This window comes from Caulobacter endophyticus (assembly GCF_029543245.1).
In the GTDB taxonomy this organism is placed as follows: Bacteria; Pseudomonadota; Alphaproteobacteria; order Caulobacterales; family Caulobacteraceae; genus Caulobacter; species Caulobacter endophyticus_A.
Map to the genome: position 1 here is coordinate 191,995 of NZ_JARQWV010000005.1, position 17,041 is coordinate 209,035.

14 protein-coding genes are annotated in these 17,041 nt (G+C 70.1%); 6 read left to right on the forward strand and 8 right to left on the reverse strand.

Going from position 1 to position 17,041, the window contains the following annotated elements; all coding sequences use genetic code 11:
- Nucleotides 1-109: 109 nt before the first annotated feature.
- Complete coding sequence (locus P7A99_RS06870) at nt 110-2,686, forward strand: hybrid sensor histidine kinase/response regulator (RefSeq protein ID WP_277793164.1); 2,577 nt, start codon at nt 110-112, stop codon at nt 2,684-2,686.
- A gap of 155 nt (nt 2,687-2,841) precedes the next feature.
- Here P7A99_RS06870 and P7A99_RS06875 read toward each other — a convergent pair whose 3' ends face one another.
- Together P7A99_RS06875 and P7A99_RS06880 are read right to left on the reverse strand one after the other, a co-directional pair.
- Nucleotides 2,842-3,288, reverse strand: a complete 447-nt coding sequence (locus P7A99_RS06875; RefSeq protein WP_277793165.1) for a response regulator transcription factor — start codon at nt 3,286-3,288, stop codon at nt 2,842-2,844.
- A 101-nt stretch (nt 3,289-3,389) separates the two neighbouring features.
- Entirely contained in the window at nt 3,390-4,103 is a 714-nt protein-coding gene (locus P7A99_RS06880; protein ID WP_277793166.1) for an extensin family protein, read from the reverse strand.
- Nucleotides 4,104-4,216: 113 nt separating this feature from the next.
- Between P7A99_RS06880 and P7A99_RS06885 the strand changes: the two genes are divergently transcribed.
- Nucleotides 4,217-5,593 carry an MFS transporter gene (locus P7A99_RS06885; RefSeq protein WP_277793167.1) on the forward strand — a complete coding sequence of 459 codons (1,377 nt, stop codon included), beginning with the start codon at nt 4,217-4,219 and terminating at the stop codon, nt 5,591-5,593.
- Nucleotides 5,594-5,598: 5 nt separating this feature from the next.
- Here P7A99_RS06885 and P7A99_RS06890 read toward each other — a convergent pair whose 3' ends face one another.
- From P7A99_RS06890 to P7A99_RS06910, 5 genes are all read right to left on the reverse strand, one after another.
- Nucleotides 5,599-6,444, reverse strand: coding sequence for a hypothetical protein (locus P7A99_RS06890; RefSeq protein WP_277793168.1), 846 nt, complete (start codon nt 6,442-6,444; stop codon nt 5,599-5,601).
- A 31-nt stretch (nt 6,445-6,475) separates the two neighbouring features.
- Nucleotides 6,476-8,464, reverse strand: a complete 1,989-nt coding sequence (locus tag P7A99_RS06895) for a protein meaA (RefSeq protein ID WP_277793169.1) — start codon at nt 8,462-8,464, stop codon at nt 6,476-6,478.
- Between the two features lie 259 nt (nt 8,465-8,723).
- The gene (locus P7A99_RS06900) at nt 8,724-9,209 is read right to left on the reverse strand and encodes a VOC family protein (RefSeq protein ID WP_277793170.1); all 486 of its coding nucleotides are present in this window, start codon (nt 9,207-9,209) and stop codon (nt 8,724-8,726) included.
- A 14-nt stretch (nt 9,210-9,223) separates the two neighbouring features.
- Entirely contained in the window at nt 9,224-10,054 is an 831-nt protein-coding gene (locus P7A99_RS06905) for an oxidoreductase (protein ID WP_277793171.1), read from the reverse strand.
- Between the two features lie 170 nt (nt 10,055-10,224).
- Entirely contained in the window at nt 10,225-11,085 is an 861-nt protein-coding gene (locus P7A99_RS06910; protein ID WP_277793172.1) for a TauD/TfdA dioxygenase family protein, read from the reverse strand.
- Nucleotides 11,086-11,358: 273 nt separating this feature from the next.
- Between P7A99_RS06910 and P7A99_RS06915 the strand changes: the two genes are divergently transcribed.
- The 4 genes from P7A99_RS06915 (at nt 11,359) to P7A99_RS06930 (ending at nt 15,515) form a co-directional block, all read left to right on the forward strand.
- Nucleotides 11,359-12,564, forward strand: a complete 1,206-nt coding sequence (locus P7A99_RS06915) for an aromatic ring-hydroxylating oxygenase subunit alpha (RefSeq protein WP_277793173.1) — start codon at nt 11,359-11,361, stop codon at nt 12,562-12,564.
- Between the two features lies 1 nt (nt 12,565).
- Nucleotides 12,566-13,396: a 4,5-DOPA dioxygenase extradiol gene (gene ygiD / locus P7A99_RS06920; protein ID WP_277793174.1), complete on the forward strand. Its 831-nt coding sequence runs from the start codon at nt 12,566-12,568 to the stop codon at nt 13,394-13,396.
- Between the two features lie 73 nt (nt 13,397-13,469).
- A complete protein-coding gene (locus tag P7A99_RS06925) occupies nt 13,470-14,543 on the forward strand; it encodes an acetamidase/formamidase family protein (protein WP_277793175.1) in 1,074 nt (357 codons plus the stop codon).
- A gap of 6 nt (nt 14,544-14,549) precedes the next feature.
- The gene (locus P7A99_RS06930) at nt 14,550-15,515 is read left to right on the forward strand and encodes a helix-turn-helix domain-containing protein (protein WP_277793176.1); all 966 of its coding nucleotides are present in this window, start codon (nt 14,550-14,552) and stop codon (nt 15,513-15,515) included.
- A gap of 113 nt (nt 15,516-15,628) precedes the next feature.
- Here the strand turns inward: P7A99_RS06930 and P7A99_RS06935 are convergent, their stop codons facing one another.
- Nucleotides 15,629-16,783: an aminotransferase gene (locus P7A99_RS06935; protein ID WP_277793177.1), complete on the reverse strand. Its 1,155-nt coding sequence runs from the start codon at nt 16,781-16,783 to the stop codon at nt 15,629-15,631.
- Between the last annotated feature and the right edge of the window lie 258 nt (nt 16,784-17,041).

A 17,041-nucleotide genomic window follows, 5' to 3' on the forward strand; every position in this document is an offset into this window, starting at 1 on the left:
CGCGATAACGACGGTTTCCTGTGCGGCCTAGGGACGCGCCCCGCCGAAAATTAACCGCCAGCGTAAGAGGTTGCCGCTAGGACGGTCGGGTCAATCGAGGACCCGCCGCTTGAAGCGCATCCTGCCCTTGCTGCTCGCGATCGTCGCCCTGGCCGGCGTGGCGCCGGCCCGCGCCGCCGCGCCGGAAATCGGCGGCCAGGCCAGCAAGCTGCAGACGCTCTATCGCGAGATCGGCGTGCAGCGGGCCGGACCGGCCCCGCACGCCAACGAGGACGTCGAGCGGGCCGGCCGCCGAGCGCTGCGCCAGCGCGGCGACACCCGGCTCTACGCCCTGTGGCGGGTGCTCTACGCCTACAAGAGCAATCATGTAGACCAGGCCTTCAAAGACTGGACCGCCACGGTTCGCGCCACGGCTCATGCCGACGGCGACGCCGAGCTGACCGTCCTGGCCGAGATGATGGAGGCCGCCTACGAGCTGGAGACCCGCGGTCCCAGTGGCGTCGACGACGCCCGCTGGGCGCGGTTCCTGGAGGGCTCTGGCCGCGAGATCGGCCTGATGGCGGGGGTCGAGCGGATCCGCCTGCTGGCCCGCAGCGGCCGCTGGACCCAGGCCAGCCAGTTCGCCGGCGAGCTGTTCGAAAACCTGGAGGAGCGCGGCTCCATCGCCCGGCCGCTGCTGGCCGAGGCCCATCAGGTGCACTCCTACACGCTGTCGGAAATCGGCGACAAGGACGGGGCCCTGGACCATATGGCCGAGGCCGCGCGCCTGGACGAGCGCGACGCCTTCTACATGCGCAAGATCGAGCGGCTGTACGACATCGCCTACACCGCCGCCGAGCTGGGCGAGATCCAGGCCGCCGAGCGCTTCGCCGACATGCACCATCGAATGAGCGAGGCCACCGGCGACCGGGACCTGCTGACCTGGGACCAGAACCTGTGCGCGCTGATCGCCGACGCCCGCGACGACCCGCGCGCCGTGCTGCGCTGCCTGGTCGACGCCGGACCGGCCCTGGCCGCGCCGCGTGACCGGGTATCGGTGTCGATGCTGCGCCTGAGGGCCAAGGCCCTGGCCAGGACCGGCTATGCGACCCGGGCGCGGAGAGACCTCGCCGTGCTCGACCAGGCTCCGGCCCGCGCCGCGCGGCCTGATCCGGTCGGCCGGATGTTGATCGAGGCCTACATCGCCAACGCCGAGGGGCGCGGCAAGGACGCCTTCGCCCTGTTCGACCGTTGGCGCGCCACCTACGCCCGCGAGGCCAGCGCCACCCAGGCCGCCACCGCCGCCCAGATCTCTTCGGCCCTGGAGGCAGAACTGCGGGCCAAGCGCAGCGAGAGCCGTCGCCTGACCGCCGAGGTCGAGCTGACCCGGCGCCTGGCCCAGGCCACCGGCGTCATCGCCGCCCTGATGGCCCTGCTGGTGGTCGGCGGGATCGCCTGGGCGCTCTACATGCGCCGGGCCCAGGCCAATCTGAAGGACGCCCGCGGCCGGGCCGAGGCGGCCAGCGACGCCAAGTCCTCGTTCCTGGCGGTGATGAGCCATGAGCTGCGTACGCCGCTGAACGGCATGCTGGGCATGGCCCAGGCCCTGCGCGCCGACGACCTGGCCGCCCGCCAGCGCGAGCAGGTCGATCTGTTGATCGACTCCGGCGAGACCCTGCTGGTGCTGCTGAACGACATCCTCGACCTGTCGAAGATCGAGGCCGGCAAGCTGGAGATCGCGCCCACCGCCGGCGACCTGGTCCAGACCGTCGGCCGGCTGATCAACGGCTTCCAGCCGACCGCGGGCGAGAAGGGCATCGTCCTGTCGTTCAATGTCGACGGCGATCCGCCGCCCTGCCTGATGTTCGACGTGGTGCGGGTGCGCCAGTGCGTGGCCAACCTGGTGTCGAACGCCCTGAAGTTCACCAGCGAGGGCCGGGTCGAGGTGACCCTGTCCTGCGCCCTGGAGCCCAGCAGCGGCCGCCAGGCCGTACGGCTGACCGTCAGCGACACCGGCATCGGCATGAGCACCGCCACGCTGGACAAGCTGTTCGGCGCCTTCACCCAGGCCGACGCCTCGACCACCCGCAACTACGGCGGCTCGGGCCTGGGCCTGAACATCACCCGGCGGCTGGCCGAGCTGATGGGCGGCTCGGTCAATGTGCGCAGCCGCGAGGGCGAGGGCTCGCTGTTCACCCTGCGGTTCATCGCCGACGTGGCCGACACCCCGATCGCCGCCGTTCCGGCCGCAGCGCCCGCGGTGATGTTCGAACTGGACGCCCTGGCCTCGCTGAGCGGCCGGCGGGTGCTGGTGGTCGACGACCATCCGGTCAATCGTCGGGTCATCCGCCTGTTCCTCGAGCCGTTCGGCTGCGAGCTGGTCGAGGTCGAGAACGGCCAGGAGGCGCTGGCCGCCGTCGAGGCCGAGGCCTTCGACATCGTGCTGATGGACGTCAACATGCCGGTGATGGACGGCCTGGAGGCCACGCGCCGCCTGCGCGCTGATCCGCGCTGGCGCAACCTGCCGATCGTGGCCCTGACCGCCGACGTGATGAGCACCCAGATCCGCACCTGCCTGGAGGCGGGCATGGACGCCCACGTCGCCAAGCCGATCGACATGCGCAACCTGCTGACAATCCTGGCCCAGGTCGTGGTCGCCGCCCAGGCGCGGACGGCGGCGCGCCCGCGAAAGGTCGCGGCAGGCTGAGGGGAGAGGTGTCTCGACCCTCTCGGCCATTTTCTCCGAGGCTCCCCGCGAAGGCGGGGATCCAAGCCGTGCTTGAGGAAGCGGCGCGGCCGTGATCGACCCACAGACCCCGCTTGGGTCCCCGCCTTCGCGGGGAGGGACGGATCTGGGGGCGGCTAATCGATCTCGAAGGTGTCGGGCTGGCGTGGGGCGGCGGGCGCGGCGACCGGCGCGGGCGGCGGCGTGGCGGCCTTGGGTTCGTGGCTCAGCAGGGCGTTGACCCGCTTGGAGAGGTCGGCGGCGGTGAACGGCTTGACGATATAGCCGTTGGCGCCCTCGTTCAGGGCCAGCTTGACGGTGTCGATATCGCCGCGGGCGGTGATCATCATCACCGGCGTGCGCAGCTTGCGGTGCTTGCGCATCAGCCGCAGCACCTCCAGCCCGCTCATGCCGGGCATCTGGATGTCGAGCAGGACGAGGTCGGCCCGTGCGTGACTGAGGGTCTCCAGGCCGATCGTGCCGTTGGGCGCGGCCGAGACGCGATGGCCCGACTGGCTCAGCACCAGGTCGACGAAGTCGCGGATCAGGGGATCATCGTCGATCACCAGGACGGAGTGCGGCATCGGCGGGATTTCCAGAATCGGCGCGTCGGGTACTCGACCAACTATAGCGCGCGTCGAGCGCGTGTCGCACCCCTGCGTGCGCCGCGCTTATTGTCGCGGGATCAGCGGCACAGACGATAGGGGCTGAGGTCGACATGCAGATGATCGGCGTGGGCGGCGTTGTAGTCGGGGCCCAGCACCGCGCCGAACAGTTCGCACGCCCCAGCCCTGGCGACGCGCAGGAAGCGGCCCTCGGGGCCAGGGTCCCTGAAATCGCCGGCTATGGTCAGCCGGCGTCCGTCGGCCAGGCGAACGCCGGAAACGTCGAGGGCCGAAGCGCCGGCGTGCTGGCTGGGCCGGGCGCCCGTGCGGCCGTAGATCGTGCGGCAGGCATAGGTTCCCAGATGCTCGACCCGGGCAAGCCGGCTGTCCAGCAGGCGCTGTGCGGCCGGTTCCAGCACCTGCCGTTCCCAGACGGCGTAGCGCAGGGCCAGCGGACAGGTCATGACCGGGGCGGCGGGCGACAGCCGGCTTTGGGCTCTCACCGTGTCGCGCGTCGAGCAGAAGCCGTCTTCCCGAACCGGCTGGTCGATGGGCGCGATCCCGCCTGCGCGCAGGGCCGCGCGGCAGGCCGCCGGATCGGCGCCGATCCGCGCCAGCTTGCCTTCCGTGGCCAGGCCCAGCGGCTGGTCGATGGAGAATGGCTTCCAGGCCAGGTCCTGCGGCGGCGCGATGCGGTCGATGAGGGCGAGCAGCAGCAGGCCGGCCAGGGCGACGTCCAGGAGGAAGCCGCCGATCTCGGCCAGCGCCAGGGCTTGGGGCGAAGCGGGTTTCACACGCACCGCAACGGCCGGGCGAGCCGTCCGGTTCGCCGCGACGGCTTGGCGAGCGGGGCGGAAACGGGCATGACCGCCTGCCCGGTCCGCAGGGACCGTCCCAGAGACCGTCGATGTCCGTCGCCGCCGACCGCACCGTCTTGCTCGACCGCGCCTTGCTGCCGCGCTTCGGCCTGCTGTGCCTGGGCATCTGGCTGAACGCCGCCGACACCCTGGTCACCGCCACCATCATGCCCAGCGTCGCCCGCGAGATCGGCGGCCACCAGTATTTCGGCTGGTCGGTGGCGGCCTATCTGATCGGTTCGATCGTAGCCGGGGCGTGCAGCGGCAAGCTTTCGCAGGGTCTGGGCCTGCGCCGCGCCACGGCCTTCGCCGGCGTCATCTACGCCCTGGGCTGCGCCATGAGCGCGCTGGCGCCCGACTTCGTCACCTTCGTCACCGGCCGGCTGGTGCAGGGGCTGGGCGCGGGGGCGGTGGTGGCGCTGTGCTACGTGGCGATCACCGCCCTGTTTCCCGAAAGCCTGTGGCCGCGTGTCTATGGCGCGGTGGCCGGGGTGTGGGGCGGGGCGACGCTGCTGGGGCCGATGCTGGGCGGGCTGTTCGCCGCCGCCGGCTTCTGGCGCGGGGCGTTCTGGGCGTTCGTCATCCAGGGCGTGGTCTTCGTGGCGGCCGTGCTGGCCATGCTGCCGGGCGAGAAGCGGCAGGCCGGCCGCACCCGCATTCCCAGCCGCCAGTTGCTGCTGCTGGTCGTCGGCGTAGGGCTGATCGGCGCGGCCGGGGTCGTGGCCTCGTCGGCCGTGGCGGGCGCCTGCGCGGCCTTCGGGGTCGTGGCCATGGCGGCCATGCTGGCCGTCAACCGCGCCTCGCCCGACCGTCTGCTGCCGCGCTCTGCCGCCGACCTGTCGACCGCCACCGGCCTTGGCCTTCTGACCATGTTCGCCTGTGAGGCCGCCGCCATCGGCTTCACCGTCTATGGCCCCGCCTTCATCCAGGCCCGTCACGGCGCCTCGCCGCTGGTCGCCGGCTATGTCACCGGCGGCATCGCCGCCGGCTGGACGGTCTGCGCCATGCTGGTGGCCCGGCTGAAGGCCGAGCGTGAGCCCCTGGCCATCCGCGCCGGCGCGCTGGTGATCCTGGCCGGGGTGGCGCTGGCCGCCCTGGCGGTGACGCGCGGCGGCCTGTGGAGCACGGGCCTGTCGCTGCTGGCCGTCGGCTGCGGCTTTGGCCTCTGCTGGGCGTTCCTGGCCCGCCGCACCATCGCCGGCGCGCCGATCGAGGAGCAGGCCCTGGCCTCGTCGGCCGTGCCCACGGTGCAACTGATCGGCGGGGCGGCCGGCTCGGCCGCCGCCGGGGCCATGGCCAACCTGCTGGGCTTCGGCCACGGCATTGACCAGGCCGCCGCCTTCGCCCACGGCCCCTGGCTGTTCGCCGCCTTCACGCCCCTGGCCCTGGTGGGCTGCCTCGCGGCCTGGCGCCTGGCGCGGAACTGACGTCTCTACTCGCTGGACCCCAGCGACAGCAGGATCGCCGGGTTCTGGGCGATCAGCAGGGCCCCGACGGCGCCGAGCGCCGCCTCGTCGTGCTGGTCGGACTCGGTGGCCGCGCCGGTGATGGGGGCGACGATGAGGCCACCGGGCGGGTCGGCCGGCGGCGTGGCTTCGAGCTCGGGGCGGTGGCGGAAGATCTCGGCCCGGATCGCGTCGACGGCCAAGGCCATCGGCGCCAGGTCGATCTCGATGTCGGTTCCCACCGTCCGGTCGGCGAGGCTGAGGTTCGGCAGTTCGCTGGGACCCAGCCGCAGGCCGAGCTTCCCGCGCCGGTCGCGGCTGCGCGGACGCACCGCCTGGATGGCGTCCCACGGAATGGTCCAGCCCAGGCCGCGGTCATAGATCCCAGCTTCGTCGATCCTCAGCTCGACCGCGCCGGCCTCAAGCGGCGGGCGTCGCCAGATCAGCCAGCCGAAGGCCAGGCTCAGCGCCATGGCGTAGATCACGCCCCACAGGTCGCCGTACCACCAGGACTGGCCGGTCAGCAGCAGGGCGATGGCCAGGCCGGCGAAGGGGAGGCGGCGCTTCCAGCGCGCCTCGAACTGGGCCTTGCGGCTGGCGCGCCAGACGCCGGGCGCGGGCTGGTCGGGCGTATCCTCGCTTCGCCCGTTGATCCAGATGGTCAGGGCCAGTCCGACGCCCGCGATCCACAGCGGCGGCTGCACTTCCGGAGAGCCGCCCCAGACGCCCAGCCCCAGGCATCCCCAGATCGCGGTCGGCGCGATCTCGCGGCCGAGCTCGGCCGCGGACATGTGGACGCGGATGCCGTCCGAAACCTTGCGAAGCGGGTTCATGCGCGGAAAGGTAGCGCTTGCCTGGGCAGACTCAAGCCTGCTCCAGCGCCGTCGCCTCGACCAGCCTGACCACGTCGCCCATGATTTCGGTGATGCGAAAATCCTTTGGGGTGTAGATCCGCGCCACGCCCATCTGCTTGAGGATCAGGGCGTCGGCCTCGGGGATGATGCCGCCGGCCACGACGGGCACGTGTTCCAGCCCCTCGGCCCGCATCAGCCGCACCACTTCCTGCACGAGATCCAGGTGCGAGCCCGACAGGATCGACAGGCCCACCACGTGGGCGCGGCTTTCCTTGGCGCGGCGAACGATCTCTTCCGGCGTCGAGCGGATGCCGTCATAGACGACCTCCATGCCGCAGGCCCGGGCGCGGGTGGCTATCTGCTCGGCGCCGTTGGAGTGGCCGTCCAGGCCCGGCTTGCCGACCAGATAGGTCAGGGTGCGGCCCAGCACTTGCGACACCCGCTCGACCTCGGCCTTCACCGCCTCCACATCCTCGGCCTCGCCGGTGGAGACGACGACGGCCACGCCGGTCGGGCCGCGGTACTCGCCGAACACCTCGCGCAGGGCGCCGGCCCACTCGCCGGTGGTGACCCCCGCCCGGGCGGCGGTGATCGAGGGCTCCATGATGTTTCGGCCATCCGCCGCGGCGGCCTTCAGGTCAGCCAGGGCGGCCTCGACGGCGGCGCCATCGCGGGCCGTGCGCCAGGCCTGGATGCGGGCGACGACCTCGGCTTCCAGCTTCGGATCGATCGTCTCGATGTTTCCTTCGCCGGCCGACAGGGGCGAGGGCTCGCTGTCGGTCCAGCGGTTGACGCCGACCACGGTCAGCTCGCCGGTCTCGACGGCTCGTACGCGTTTGGCGTTCGACCCGACCAGCTCGGCTTTCATGTAGTCGATGGCGCTGGCCGCCCCGCCCATTTCGTCGATCAGGGCCAGTTGCTCAAGCGCCCCTTTCGACAGTTCCGCGACCTTGGCCTCGACCACGTGGGAGCCGGCGAACAGGTCCTCGTATTCCAAAAGGTCGGTCTCGTAGGCCAGCACCTGTTGCAGCCGCAGCGACCACTGCTGGTCCCAGGGGCGCGGCAGGCCCAGGGCCTCGTTCCAGGCCGGCAGCTGCAGGGCCCGGCAGCGGGCGTCCTTGCTGAGGGTGACGGCCAGGGCCTCTATGAGAATGCGATAGACGTTGTTCTCGGGCTGCGGCTCGGTCAGGCCCAGGCTGTTGACCTGCACCCCGTAGCGAAAGCGCCGGGCCTTCTTGTCCTGCACGCCATAGCGCTCCAGCAGGATCTGGTCCCAAAGCTGGGTGAAGCTGCGCATCTTGCAGAGCTCGGTGACGAACCGCACGCCGGCGTTGACGAAGAAGCTGATCCGCGAGGCGACGATCTCGAAGTCTTCTTCCGGCACCTGGCCGCCGGCGCGGACGGCGTCGAGCACCGAGATGGCGGTGGCGAGAGCGAAGGCCAGCTCCTGCTCCGGCGTCGCCCCGGCCTCCTGCAGGTGGTAGCTGCAGACGTTCATCGGGTTCCATTTCGGAACCTCGCGATAGCACCAGGCGATCATGTCGCCGATCAGCCTAAGGCTCGGCCCCGGCGGGAAGATGTAGGTGCCGCGGGAGAGATACTCCTTGATCAGGTCGTTCTGGGTGGTGCCCTGAAGCAAGCGCCGATCGGCGCCTTGCTCGTCGGCCAGGGCCACGTACATCGCCAGCAGCCAGGCGGCCGGGGCGTTGATGGTCATGGAGGTGTTCATCTTCTCCAGCGGGATCTCGCTGAAGAGGGCGCGCATGTCGCCCAGATGGCTGATCGGCACGCCCACCTTGCCGACCTCGCCACGCGACAGGATGTGGTCGGGATCGTAGCCGGTCTGGGTCGGCAGGTCGAAGGCCACCGACAGGCCGGTCTGGCCGCGCGCCAGGTTCGAGCGGTAGAGCGCGTTGGACTTTTCCGCCGTCGAGTGGCCGGCATAGGTGCGGAAGATCCACGGCGGATCGGGCGCGTGCTGAAAGGCCTTGTCCGACATCCTCGCGCTCCCGGCGGTCTTTTCTGGTTATCGCGGGATGATGCGCCGGTGTTGGGTGCGGTGCAATATGGGGCTTCGCAGGTGCGATGCAGGATCCTTCTCCCCTTGCGGGAGAAGGTGTCATCCGAAGGATGACGGATGAGGGGTCTCTCAGACTTTTGAAGCCGCACCCAGCCTGCCCGTCGTCACGGCGGACAGGCCTGTCGACCCCTCACCCGACCCGCTTCGCGGGCCACCCTCTCCCACAAGGGGAGAGGGATCATTCTTTGGTGAAGCTCGCCGGAATTTCCGGGTCCGCCCCCGCCTTGCCCCACAGCACGATCTCATTCCCCCAGGGGTCGCGGAAGGCGTGGTTGTAGCCGTTGAACTCGGCCCAGTAGTGGTCGCGCCAGAGCAGGGTGGCGCCCAGGCTCTGCGCGGTTTCCAGGATCCGGTCGGCGCTGTCGTCGTCGCCGATCAGGATCCAGATGCGCGGCTTGCGGCCGTCGCTCGACAGGGTGCGCGGCTCGACGCCGGCGCCTTGCGGATGCGGACGGGCGTTGGCGGCGTCGAAGATGCCCAGGTGCAGGTTGCCGATCTGGCTGTCGCTGCCGTCCGGGTTCTTGAACTGACCGCCCGGGACCATGCGGTGATAGATCCCCTGCGGCCGGGCGTCGTTCTGCCAGCCGAACACCTTTGCATAGAACTCGCCGGCCTTGGCGGGGTCGTCGCTGGCCAGGTCGACGAAGATCAGGGTGTTGGTCACGGGGAAGTCCTCGTTCAGTCGAAGCCGATGGAAAGGGAGAGGTCGCGCCAGGCGTCGATGTCGGCCTTCAGGCCGTCGGCGGCGTAGGCGGCGTATTTCAGGGCGTCTTCGCCCAGCAGCAGATGCAGGGGTGGATCTTCCGCGTCGACGATGGCCAGCACGGCCAGGGCGGCCTTCTTCGGATCGCCGGGCTCGGAGCCCGCGTGGTCGGCCATGATCCGCTCGGCGTCGCGCGCCAGGCCGTCATAGTCGGCGATCTTGTCGGCCACGATGGTCTTGGAGCCCTTGGCGAAGCTGGTGCGCAGGCCGCCGGGGGCGACGTTGACGACCTTGATCCCCAGCTCGGCGACCTCGGCCGCCAGCGACTGGGTCAGGCCCTCCAGCGCCCACTTGCTGGCGCAATAGACGCCGGTGCCGGCCCAGACCGCCAGGCCCGAGACCGAGGTGATGTTGACGATCCGGCCCGAGCGCCGCGCCCGCATGGCCGGCAGCACGGCTTTCAGCACCGACAGGGGGCCGAAGACGTTGGTCTCGAACTGGGCGCGGACCTCGGCGAGGGAGGCCTCTTCCACCGCGCCCACCAGGCCGTAGCCGGCGTTGTTGACCAGCACGTCGATCCGGCCGGTCAGAGCCTCCGCCGCCTTCACGGCGTTCTCGACCGCCACAGGGTCGGTGACGTCCATCACCAGGCCATGGGCGCGGCCCGGCGCGATGGCCTCGAAGGCGGCGACGTCGACGGCCTTGCGCACCGTGCCGGCGACGACGTCGCCCCGCGCCAGAGCCGCGGCGGCGATCTCGTGCCCGAGCCCGCCGGACACGCCGGTGATTAGCCAGGTCTGGGTCATGTTCGCATTTCCTATTGCTCGTCATCCCGGCCCCCCGGGTCGCGTATAACGCGCCCGAGGGTAAACTCCGCGCAGCGGAGAGCCGGGACCCAGGGGCGACAGCAGTGCGCCGGCCCCTGGGTCCCGGATAAGCCCTTCGGGCTTTCCGGGATGACGGCCTTTGATGATCTCTAAAACGGCGCGTCGCCCTTCACCCACAGGCGGTGCATCGTCCGGAAGTACTTCTTGTCGTCGTACAGCGTCCCCGTGTGCAGGGTGCAGCGGTTGTCCCACATCAGGAGGTCGCCGACGCGCCACTTGTGGCGGTGGACGAAGCGCTCCTGCGTCATGAACTCGACCAGCTCGTCCAGCAAAGCGAGGCCTTCGGGACCCGGCTTGCCGATCACCTCGGTGACCGTGCCGGTCGAGGGCCACAGCGCCTTGCGGCCGTCGGCCGGGTGGGTGCGGATCAGCGGGTGCTCGACGTCGGGATTGGCCGCCTCCATCTCGGGCGACAGGATCTGGGCCCCGAACTCGCGGGTGGCCATGAAGTGCTTGTAGCTGTGGTGAAGGCGCAGCGGCAGCAGCTCGGCCTGCTTTTCCGCGCTCAGCGCCTCCCAGGCCGCGCAGCCGTCGGCCAGCAGGGTGTCGGAGCCTTCCTCCGGCGCCTCCACGCAATAGAGCATGGTCAGCATCACCGGCTGCGGCTTGTAGCTGTAGTCGGTGTGCCAGCCGACGCCGTCGTTGTGGGCCCCGATCGGCTTTCCGTCGACTACGCGGTTGGAGAGGATGAAGATCTTCGGATAGCCGGGCAGGGTGAAGCGGGTCTGGGTATGATCCTCCGGATCGCCGAACCGGCCGATGAAGGCCATCAGGTCGTCGGGGGTCATCTTCTGGTCGCGCACCAGCACCGCGCCGTGGGCATGGAAGGCGGCCACCACGCCGTCCAGCTCGGCGTCGGTCGCCGTCGGCAGTTCGATGTCGAGGATCTCGGCGCCGAAGTCGTCTTTCAGCGGCTTCTTGGCCAGGGCGGGCAGGGCTTGCGCGAGCATGTCGGCGACCTTCGGTGACTGTCTGGCCTTGAGCCTAGGCGGCTGAAAAATCACGGTCTTGCCTCAGCGCGTACTGTCTCTTGCCTGCCTCTCGTGCGCGTACGGTCAAAAGTGGGGTCCTTGCGCAGCGCGGCGACAGCAGCGCCCGATCGGCGGGCGACCGTGCGGCCCGGGCCTGCCGCTGACCAAGTTTTCGTGCGCGCTGGAGCAAGACCGGGGCGGGGCGGGGCGCCAGCCTTGAGGGGTCTTCTTCCCCAAAGCGAGCGCCCGGCCGTGACCCTGTTCAGCGACGCCTTCTTCGACGGGCTGTCCAGCTCCACCCACGAGGTGGGCGCGGCCGAAACCCTGCCGCCGGCCTGCTACACCGACGCGGCGTTCTACGAGTTCGAGAAGGCCGCCCTGTTCGACCGCGAATGGCTGTGCGTGGGCCGGGTGGACCAGGTGCAGGAGCCCGGCGACTTCTTCACCACCGAGATCGTCGGCGAGCCGATCCTGGTCACCCGCAACCGGGCCGGCGAGATCAAGGCGATGTCGTCGGTGTGCCAGCACCGCGCCATGCTGGTGGCCGAGGGCAAGGGCAACGCCCGCGGCTTCGTCTGCCCCTATCACCACTGGGTCTATTCGCTGAACGGCGACCTGGTGAACGCACCGGCCATGGACCGCACCTGCGGCTTCGACAAGAAGAAGATCAGCCTGCCGACCTTCAAGGTCGAGATCTGGCTGGGCTTCATCTTCGTCAATTTCGATGCGGACGCAGAGCCGCTGGCGCCGCGCCTGGCCGCCGTGGAAGCCGCCATCGCCAATTTCGACCTCGAGACCGCCGAGGCGCTCGTGCCCATGACCGGCCAGTTCGCCTGGAACTGGAAGGTGATGTTCGAGAACAACAACGACGGCTACCACGCCAGCAAGCTGCATCGCGGCGTGCTGCACGACTTCATTCCCAGCGAGCTGGCCAGTTTCCCGGAAGCCGCGCCGGGCGATGCGGGCTTCCTGCGCTACAACGGCACCCTGCACCCGGACGCCAGCTTCAACCCGACCCAGAAGGCGGTGCTGCCGATCTTCCCCAAGCTGTCGGACGAGGACCGCGGCCGGGCGACCTTCGCCAACATCCCGCCGACCCTGTCTCTGGTGATGACCAGCGACATGGTCATCTACCTGATCCTGCGGCCCACGGGGCCTGAGACCATGGCCCAGGACACCGGCATCCTGGTCGCCCCCGGCGCGCGCGACAGCTACGGCTTCAAGGAACGGCTGGAGATGATCATGACCTCGGCGGGCCAGATCATCGCCCAGGACATGCATGTGGACGAGCTGGTCCAGAAGGGCCTGCGCTCGCGCTTCGCCATCCGTGGCCGCTACTCCTGGCAGGAGGGGGCGCAGGTGCAGTTCAACCGCTGGCTCGCCCCGCGCTACCAGGCCCAGTGGGATCGGATGAAGGGCGCGCCCGCCGCGTCTTCCACCCCGGTGGAGGCCGCCTGAGATGACCGCGCGCCTTCCCGTCGTCTTCTTCGGTCACGGCAGCCCGATGATCGCGCTCGAGACCAACGACACCACCAAGACCTGGCGGGCGATGGCTCAAGAGATCGAGGCCAAGCACGGCAAGCCCAAGGCCATCCTCTGCGTCTCGGCCCACTGGATCACCCGGGGCGTCGGGGTCACGGCGATGAGCCAGCCCCGCACCATCCACGACTTCGGCGCCTCGTTCCCGCGCGCCCTGTTCGAGGTGCAGTACCCCGCGCCGGGCTCGCCCGAGCTGGCGGCGCGGGTGCGCGACCTGCTGTCGCCCGAGATTCCCGTGGTGCTGGACGAGCGTCAGTGGGGCCTGGATCACGGAACCTGGTCGGTGCTGTGCAAGGCCTATCCCGAAGCCGACGTGCCGGTGATCCAGCTGTCGATGGACGGGAACAGGTCGCCGGAATGGCACTACGAGATGGGCCAGCGCCTCGCCCCGCTAAGGGATGAGGGCGTGCTGATCGTCGGCACCGGCAACATCGTCCACAACCTGCCGGCCATGGACTGGGGCGACCGCCATTGCGCGCCCTACGACTGGTCGCAGCGCTTCAATGAGGCGATCAAGGCGGCGATCGCCGAGGACCGGCCGCTGACCGCCGTCGAGTTCGAGAAGTTGGGCGAGGACGCGCGTCGCTCCGTGCCGACGCCCGACCACTACTGGCCGCTGCTCTATGTGCTGGGCGCGCGCCTGCCCGGCGACGTCGCCCGCTTTTCCCCCGACCACATCGAGCACGGCTCGCTGAGCATGACCAGCGTGACCCTGAAGCCTGCTTACCAGCAGGCTTCAGCTTCCAGTTAGCGCGCGCCCGGGCGGGTTAACCGCTCACACTTAACCCTGGCGCGCTTCCCGGCCGCCTGAGAGGACACTTCCGATGCCCTTCATCTGCGAACCCGGCCAGGTCCGCCCCGACGTCGCCCCCGGCGCCCTGCACCACCTGAAGGCCACGCCCGAGACCATCCACTGGGGCTACTTCGACCCGTCGATCAAACCGGCCCTGCGCATCAAGAGCGGCGACCTGATCCAGGCCGAGGCCATCACCCACCACGCCGGCGACGCCCCCGAACTGATGATGGATGAGGCGGTGACGCGGATCTTCACCAAGGTGCCCGAGGACGACCGCAACCCCGGCGTCCACATCATGACCGGCCCGATCTATGTCGAAGACGCCAAGCCCGGCGACGTGCTGGAGGTGCGCTATCTGCGCATGGCGCCGCGCAACCGCTACGGCTCCAACCTCGCGGCCAACTGGGGCTATCTCTACAAGGAGTTCGGCGAGAAGGAGCGGGTGACGATCTACGAGCTGGACGCCGACTTCAACACCGCCAGCGCCCTCTACGCCTACGACTTTCCGGGCAAGTACCTGACGCCCGGCACGATCACCAACTGTCCCGAATGCGACCGCCAGAGCGCGCTGCCGGGCGTGCGCATCCCGGCCCGTCCGCACCTGGGCACGGCGGGCGTCGCGCCGGCCGTCGACGGCCGCGTCAGCACCATCCCGCCCGGCCTGCATGGCGGCAATATCGACAACTGGCGCATCGGGGCGGGCGCGACGATGTACTATCCCGTGCAGGTGGAGGGCGGCCTCTTCTCCATCGGAGATCCCCATGTCAGCCAGGGGGATGGCGAACTTTCAGGCACCGCGATCGAAAGTTCGCTCAACGTCCTGATGCAGATCGTGCTGCGGAAGGATTTCGAGACCCCCGGGCCTTTGCTGGAGACCCCCAAGTGGTGGATCGTCCACGGGTTCGACGAGGACCTCAACGTGGCCATGAAGCAAGCCTCCCTCAACATGCTGAGCCTGCTGTCCGATCACGTGGGCCTGTCCAAGAACGACGCCTATTCGCTGATGAGCGTGGCCTCCGACTTCGGGGTGACCCAGGTGGTCGACGGCAAGCAGGGCTGCCACGTGCGCATCCCGCGCGACATCTTCCCGACCAAGGCCTGATCCGCCTTGCGGGCCTGGTCGTTCAGCACCGACAGCTATCCCCGCGCCGAGCGTTCGGACGCCTGGCGCGAGGCCATGTCGCGCCTGGGCCTGCCGGTCGAGGGGCTGTCGGAGCTGGAGCCGGCCTCGACCTCGGTGGTCTGCCTGACCAGCCCGCTGGGCATCGAGTTCGCCTTGGTCAACGCCGGGGCCCAGACCATCTCGGGCCGCCTGACCAACCAGCCGGCGGCGGTGTGGATGGCGGTGCTGCTCGACGGCCAGGCGGCGGTGGTCAGCGACGATCTCGCCGAAGACCTGACGATCGGCGACATTGCTTTCGGTCCTACCGGCCAGGCGGCGGCCCTGCGTCTTTCCACCCGCTGCCGGCTGATGTTCGTCCGCGCGCCGCGCGTCGCCTTGAACCATCGCCTGGTCGCGCCCCGAGCCCTGCGCGTGGGTCGTCTGCGCGGCGAGGGCGGGGTCAAGCACATCCTGTCGGGCCTGCTGCGCTCGACGGCGGACTCGCTGGAGGACCTGACCGTCGACCAACTGCGCCCCGTCGAACTGGCCTTGGCCGAGTTCCTGGGCCTGTGCCTGCTGGAGGCCGGCGAGGAGCGCGGCGCGGCCTGGCCCACCGACGCCCGCAGCGCCCATCTACAGCGCCTGCGCCAGACCATCGAGACCCTGCTGCCCGACCCGAACCTGACCATCCGCCGGGTGGCCGACGAGGAGGGCGTCTCGCCGCGCTACGTGCAGAAGCTGTTCGAGGGGGTGGAAGAGACCTTCAGCCACTACCTGCGCACCCGCCGGCTGGAGCGCTGCCGCAACGACCTGGCCAGTCCGCAGTTCGCCCGGCTGTCGATCTCGGAGATCTGCTTCCGCTGGGGCTTCAACGGCAGCGCCCATTTCAGCCGCGCCTTCCGCGACCAGTACGGCTGCTCGCCGCGCGACTTTCGGCGAAGCGTGCGGGATGAGGAGCGGGTGGCGGCCTGAGGGGGGCGCGCCTACCCGGAAAGGGAGCGGCGCCCAAACGATCGCCGCCGCCGTGCGGCGGCCGCTAAGGCCCGGATAAGCGCTGTGCGCTCGAAGAAGGGTGGCAAGCGGTTCTAGCCGCCCTTCGCCCCCGCCAGCCGCTCGACCGCCGCGTCCAGCACATCATCCCCCTTGGCGAAGCACAGCCGCAGGACGCTGGTCACCGGATCCTGCGCATAGAAGGCCGAGACCGGGATCGCCGCCACGCCGTGCTCGCGCACGGCCCGAAGGGCGAAGGCGCGGTCGGGCTCGTCGATCCCCGAGGCGAGGAGGTCGATGTTGAGGAAGTAGGTCCCGCCGCTGTCGAGCACCGTGAACCCCGCCTGCCGCAGGCCCGCGGCCAGCCGGTCGCGCGAGCGCTGAAGGCCGGCCGGCATGGTCTCGAACCAGTCGCCGGGCTCGTCCAGGCCGAAGGCGACGGCGGCCTGCAGGTTGGGCGGGGTGGTGAAGGTCAGGAACTGGTGGGCGCCGGCCAGGGCCTTGGCCAGCGGCGGGGCGGCGCACAGGAAGCCGACCTTCCACCCCGTCATGCCGAAAAGTTTGCCGGCCGAGCCGATCTTCACCGTCCGCTCGCGCATGCCGGGGAAGGTCATCAGGGGGCGGTGGACGCGACCGTCGAAGACCACGGCCTCCCAGACCTCGTCACAGACGGCGATGACGTCGTGGCGCACGCAGAACTCGGCCAGCAGGGCCAGGTCCTGCTCGGGCATGACGACGCCGGCCGGATTGAGCGGGCTGTTGAGCACCACGAGCTTCGTCCTGTCGCTGAACGCCGCCTCCAGCATCGCCCGGTCGAACCGCCAGTGCGGCGGAGACAGGCGCACCAGGCGCGGGACGCCGCCCGCGCGCCGCACCATCGGCAGGTAGGCGTCGTACAGCGGCTGGAACAGCACCACCTCGTCGCCGGGCGAGATCAGCGACAGGAAAGCCGCCGCCAGGGCCTCGGTCGCCCCCGAGGTGACGATGACCTCGCGGTCGGGGTCGAGATCTAGACCCTGCGTGCGCCCGTAGTGTCTGGCCACGGCGCGGCGAAGCTCGGGAAGACCGCGCATCGGCGGATACTGGTTGGAGCCCTCGATCAGCGCCTCGCCCGCCTTGCGCCGCAGGGCGATCGGTCCCTGGTCGTCGGGAAAGCCTTGGCCCAGATTGATCGCCCCCAACTCGCGGGCGAGACCGCTCATCTCCTCGAACACGGTGACGGGCAGGTCGGCGAAGACGGGGTGGACCATGGGGCGCTCGTGATGTGGGCGGCGACCATGGCGCGGGCCGCCGTTGGAGCCAAGGCTCTAGATCATCCCCCTCTGGGGGAGGTGGCCCGGAGGGGCGCAAGGGGGCCGTTTTCAGCCGCCGGGCGGTGGCCGTCCTCCCCCCCCACCGATCGCTGCGCGATCGCCTCCCCCAGAGGGGGAGGTTCCTGACGGACCACGCAACCTGCGCCGCGCCCCGCGCATTTCCCTCACGCCAAGGGGTTAACAGGAGTCGACGGC

Bases quoted from the DNA above. Each gene is read 5' to 3' on its own strand.
- P7A99_RS06885 (WP_277793167.1), top strand. From the start codon at position 4,217: ATGTCCGTCGCCGCCGACCGCACCGTCTTGCTCGACCGCGCCTTGCTG.
- P7A99_RS06875 (WP_277793165.1), bottom strand. From the start codon at position 3,288: ATGCCGCACTCCGTCCTGGTGATCGACGATGATCCCCTGATCCGCGAC.
- P7A99_RS06905 (WP_277793171.1), bottom strand. From the start codon at position 10,054: ATGACCCAGACCTGGCTAATCACCGGCGTGTCCGGCGGGCTCGGGCAC.
- P7A99_RS06895 (WP_277793169.1), bottom strand. From the start codon at position 8,464: ATGTCGGACAAGGCCTTTCAGCACGCGCCCGATCCGCCGTGGATCTTC.
- P7A99_RS06910 (WP_277793172.1), bottom strand. From the start codon at position 11,085: ATGCTCGCGCAAGCCCTGCCCGCCCTGGCCAAGAAGCCGCTGAAAGAC.
- ygiD (WP_277793174.1), top strand. From the start codon at position 12,566: ATGACCGCGCGCCTTCCCGTCGTCTTCTTCGGTCACGGCAGCCCGATG.
- P7A99_RS06935 (WP_277793177.1), bottom strand. From the start codon at position 16,783: ATGGTCCACCCCGTCTTCGCCGACCTGCCCGTCACCGTGTTCGAGGAG.
- P7A99_RS06890 (WP_277793168.1), bottom strand. From the start codon at position 6,444: ATGAACCCGCTTCGCAAGGTTTCGGACGGCATCCGCGTCCACATGTCC.
- P7A99_RS06925 (WP_277793175.1), top strand. From the start codon at position 13,470: ATGCCCTTCATCTGCGAACCCGGCCAGGTCCGCCCCGACGTCGCCCCC.